The 4,250-nt window shown below is 63.6% G+C and carries 4 protein-coding genes; 2 read left to right on the top strand and 2 right to left on the bottom strand.

The genetic code is table 11. The annotated features are described in order from the left end of the window. On the top strand, nucleotides 1-154 hold a 154-nt coding region (locus WCB02_RS26065), incomplete at its 5' end, for a YjbQ family protein (protein ID WP_423962640.1). A gap of 185 nt (nucleotides 155-339) precedes the next feature. Here WCB02_RS26065 and WCB02_RS26060 read toward each other — a convergent pair. Continuing rightward, a complete protein-coding gene (locus WCB02_RS26060) occupies nucleotides 340-1,974 on the bottom strand; it encodes an MFS transporter (RefSeq protein WP_423962639.1) in 1,635 nt (544 codons plus the stop codon). Nucleotides 1,975-2,302: 328 nt separating this feature from the next. Here WCB02_RS26060 and WCB02_RS26055 point away from each other — a divergent pair, with 328 nt between their 5' ends. Further along, the gene (locus WCB02_RS26055; protein WP_423962638.1) at nucleotides 2,303-2,977 is read left to right on the top strand and encodes a response regulator; all 675 of its coding nucleotides are present in this window, start codon (nucleotides 2,303-2,305) and stop codon (nucleotides 2,975-2,977) included. Nucleotides 2,978-3,055: 78 nt separating this feature from the next. Here WCB02_RS26055 and WCB02_RS26050 read toward each other — a convergent pair. After that, nucleotides 3,056-4,250: ATP-binding response regulator (locus tag WCB02_RS26050; RefSeq protein WP_423962637.1), on the bottom strand; the 1,195-nt coding region annotated here is incomplete at its 5' end.

The raw sequence follows: 4,250 nt of genomic DNA, 5'->3' as shown, positions 1-4,250 counted from the left end.
TGTCAAGACCATGCTGACCGCGACCTCGCTGCAGATTCCCGTGCTGAACGGCGAACTCGCGCTCGGAACCTGGCAGGCCATCTATCTGATCGAACATCGCGACGGGCCGCATGCCCGCGAACTCGTGCTGCAGTTCATCGGCGCAACCGGCTAGCTGTTGTTTGAGCGTGATCTCCGCGCCAACGCGTTTCGCGTTGGTCGCGATGGACCAGCGGCGCCCATTCCGCATGGCGTGCGGGCAGGCCTTTTCCGGACCGTGCTCTAAAAGCAAAGCCGGCCGCGGAGTGATCCGCGGCCGGCTTCCGGTTCGTTTCGGCGCTCGACGGCGCCGACCAGGTCTCAGGACTTGGTGATATCGACGTCCTTGGTTTCCGGCAGGAACAGGAAGCCGACCACCAGGCTCATGGCCGCGATGGCGATTGGATACCAAAGGCCGGAATAGATGTTTCCGGTTGCAGCGACGATCGCGAACACGGTTGCGGGCAGAAAGCCGCCGAACCAGCCGTTGCCGATATGGTAAGGCAGCGACATGCCGCTATAGCGGATACGGCTCGGGAACAGTTCGACCAGCCATGCCGCGATCGGGGCATAGACCAGCGTCACATACACGACCAGGAGCCAGAGCAGCACCGTCGTCATGACGTAGTTGATGTCGTTCGGATCGGCGCTTGCCGGATAGCCGTGGTTCTTGACCGCCGCAGGCAGCGCCTTGGCGAAGTCCGGCGAAGTCGCGGTCAGCGTGGCATCGCCGATCTTGACCTGGGCCGGGGTGCCCTTCGGCGCGTCCTGGTTGGCGTAGTTCACTGACAAGTTGACCAGCGCCGACTTGGCGATGTCGCAACCCGTGGTGAATTTCTCCGTTCCGGTCGCCTTGAACTGAAACGAGCATTCGCTCGGGTCGGAGATCACCGTCACCGGCGCCCACGCCAGCGCGTGTTCGAGCTTCGGATTGGCGAAGTGGGTAATCCCCTTGAAGATCGGGAAATAGGTCACCGCCGCAAGCAGGAAGCCCGCAAGGATGATCGGCTTGCGGCCGATCTTGTCCGACAGCCAGCCGAACAGGACGAAGCCCGGTGTGCCGAGCGCCAGCGCGATCACGATCAGGATCTGGGCCGTGACCCCTGGTACCTTGAGGGTCTGGGTGAGGAAGAACAGCGCGTAGAACTGTCCGCCATACCAGACCACGGCTTCGCCGGCGGTTGCGCCAAGCAGCGCAAGGAGCGCAATCTTGGCATTCGGCCATTCCGCGAAGGCTTCGGTCAGCGGCCGCTTCGAGGTCTTGCCTTCGTCCTTCATCCGCTGAAACACGGGGGACTCATTGAGGCTCAACCGGATCCAGATCGAGACGATCAGGAGGATGCCGGACAGCAGGAATGGAATGCGCCAGCCCCACTCGCCGAACGAGGCTTCGCCCATCCAGGTTCTGATGCCGAGAATGAGCAGGAGCGCCATAAACAGGCCAAACGTCGCGGTGGTCTGAATCCATGACGTGTAGTAGCCGCGCTTGTCCTTTGGCGCGTGCTCGGCGACGTAGATCGCCGCGCCGCCATATTCGCCGCCGAGCGCAAGGCCCTGCACCAGGCGCAGCGCGATCAGCACGATCGGCGCGGCGATGCCCCAGGTCGCGAAGCCCGGCAGCATGCCGATGAAAAACGTGCCGACGCCCATCAGGCTCATCGTGATCAGGAAGGTATATTTCCGACCGATCATGTCGCCAAGGCGACCGAAGATCAGTGCGCCAAAAGGACGGACCGCAAAGCCCGCGGCAAAGGCGAGCAGGGCAAAAATGAAGCCGACGTTGGCCGGCACGTTGGAGAAGAAATATTTGGCGAGAAAGACACCGAGGGTGCCGTAGATATAGAAGTCGTACCATTCGAACACGGTACCGAGCGAAGACGCAAAAATGACCTTTCGCTCCTCCGCCGTCATTCCACCTGAGCGGATATTTCCGCCTGCTGTCGCAGCTATCGTCATCGTTCACTCCCCGCAGATTATTGGTGCAAAGCCGGCAGCCTCCCCGTTGCGTGCGCCGAAGCCTTGGCTTTGGTTTCACGGTAACATTCCGGTGAAAGCTGTCCCAATAAGACTTTCGGCTCTCTCCGCCAAAAGCTGTGCGGATTACCTCGGTTGGGACGCAGGCGCGGCGTTCGACCTATTGCATCGCACAAGGCTGTGGGTAACCGCGGGGACGCAAGCCGATATTGTGCGCTTGCAAGCGAGCCTGTGCCGGAGGAGGATCTCGTCGAAGCGCCCGCACTCCAATGTGGATAGCGGCTGTTCATAACCATTCGCAAGAAACAGAATGACCATTGCCAGCACCCGCCTTGTCATCGCCGACGACCATCCGCTGTTTCGCGATGCGCTGCGGCAGGCGGTGGGAACCGTGCTGGCGTCGGCCAGGATCGATGAAGCCGGGTCGTTCGACGACCTGACCGCGCTGCTGGAGCAGGATTCCGACGTCGATCTGATCCTCCTCGACCTGTCGATGCCGGGAATCTCCGGCTTTTCCGGCCTGATCTACCTGCGTGCGCAATATCCGGCGATCCCGGTGGTGATCGTCTCGGCCAGCGACGATGGCGTCACCATCCGCCGCTCGCTGGATTTCGGCGCTTCCGGTTTCATCCCGAAGCGGTTCGGCGTGGACACCTTGCGCGATGCCATCACGAAGGTGATGGACGGCGACGTCTGGGTGCCGCCGGACACCGACCTGTCGTCGGCCGCAGATCCCGACATGACGCGGCTCCGCGACCGCCTGGTGACGCTGACCCCGCAACAGGTGCGCGTGCTGATGATGCTGTCGGAGGGACTGCTCAACAAGCAGATCGCCTATGAGCTCGGCGTCTCGGAAGCCACCATCAAGGCGCATGTCTCGGCGATCCTGCAGAAGCTCGGCGTCGAGAGCCGGACTCAGGCCGTGATCGCGGCCGCGAAAATCGCCGGCGCGCAGTGGCGGCAGGGGACGCCTTCGACGCAATGAGAGCGGGTTTCAGTCTTGTCGTCGCGCCGGCCTCGCTCCCCGGCACGGGCGGGGTGAAAACTGCGTTCACCGCTTGCCCTATTCCGCTGCCACCATTTGCTGGATGCGCCATTGCCCGAGCAGGGCGCGCAGCGAGGCCGGTTTCACCGGCTTGTTGAGGACGGCGATGTTCTCCTCGCGCGCCGCGGCGCGGACATGCGGGCTGCGGTCGGCGGTGATCAGGATCGCGGGAATGTTGTCGCCGAAACGGCGGCGGATGTCGCGGATCGCGGCGACGCCATTGCCGCGGTCGAGATGATAGTCGACCAAGAGCCCGGTCAGGTGGCCGCCGCCGGCCTCGATCGCCTCGATCGCGGCATCGGGGTCGGTGACCGCCATGACTTCGGCGTCCCATGCGGTCAGCAGCGTCCTCATGCCGTCCAGAATCGTCAGATCGTTTTCGATGCAGACGATCCGCGCGCCGCTGATCGGCGTCCGCGACAGCGGCGTCGCGCTGGTCACGGCGGCGGTGTGGTTGATCGCCTTTGCGGTCGGCACGGTCACCGAGAACACCGAGCCGCCGCCGCCATTGGCGTCGATCGCGATCCCGTGGTTGAGCACGCGCGCCAGGCGCTCGACGATCGACAGCCCGAGTCCCAGGCCGCGCGCGATCCGCGCGCCCTGTTCGAGGCGGTGAAATTCCTTGAAGATCTCGCCGCGTTTCTGGACCGGAATCCCGACGCCGGTGTCGTAGACGCCGATCCGCAGGGATTGGCCATGGCGCCGGCAGCCGACCAGCACGCGTCCCTGCGGGGTATATTTGATGGCGTTGGAGATGAAGTTCTGCAGCAGCCGGCGCAGCAGCAGCCGATCGGACTCGACCGGCAGCGAGCAGGGTACGAAGGTCAGCTGCAACCCCTTGGCGCGCGCGATGGGGGCAAACTCGATTTCCAGCGAACGCATCAAATCGGCCATCTTGAAGCTCGAGATCGACGGCGTCATGGCGCCGGCGTCGAGCCGCGAGATGTCCAACAGCGCGCTCAGGATCTCCTCGATCGCTTCCAGGGAATCGTCGATGTTCTCGACCAGCCGGGAATCCTCCCCGCCGCTCTGGCGCTCGACCAGGCTCGTCACATAAAGCCGCGCCGCGTTCAGCGGCTGCAGGATGTCGTGGCTTGCGGCGGCGAGAAACCGGGTCTTCGAGATATTGGCGTCCTCGGCCGTGCTCTTGGCGAGCGCCAGTTCGGAGTTGAGCCGGGTCAATTCCTCGGTACGGTCGCGCACGCGCTTTTCC

It is taken from the genome of Bradyrhizobium sp. (genome assembly GCF_049581145.1).
Lineage (GTDB): Bacteria > Pseudomonadota > Alphaproteobacteria > Rhizobiales > Xanthobacteraceae > Bradyrhizobium.
Note: the sequence above shows the minus strand (reverse complement) of the source record. Positions and strands in the feature narration are given on the sequence as shown.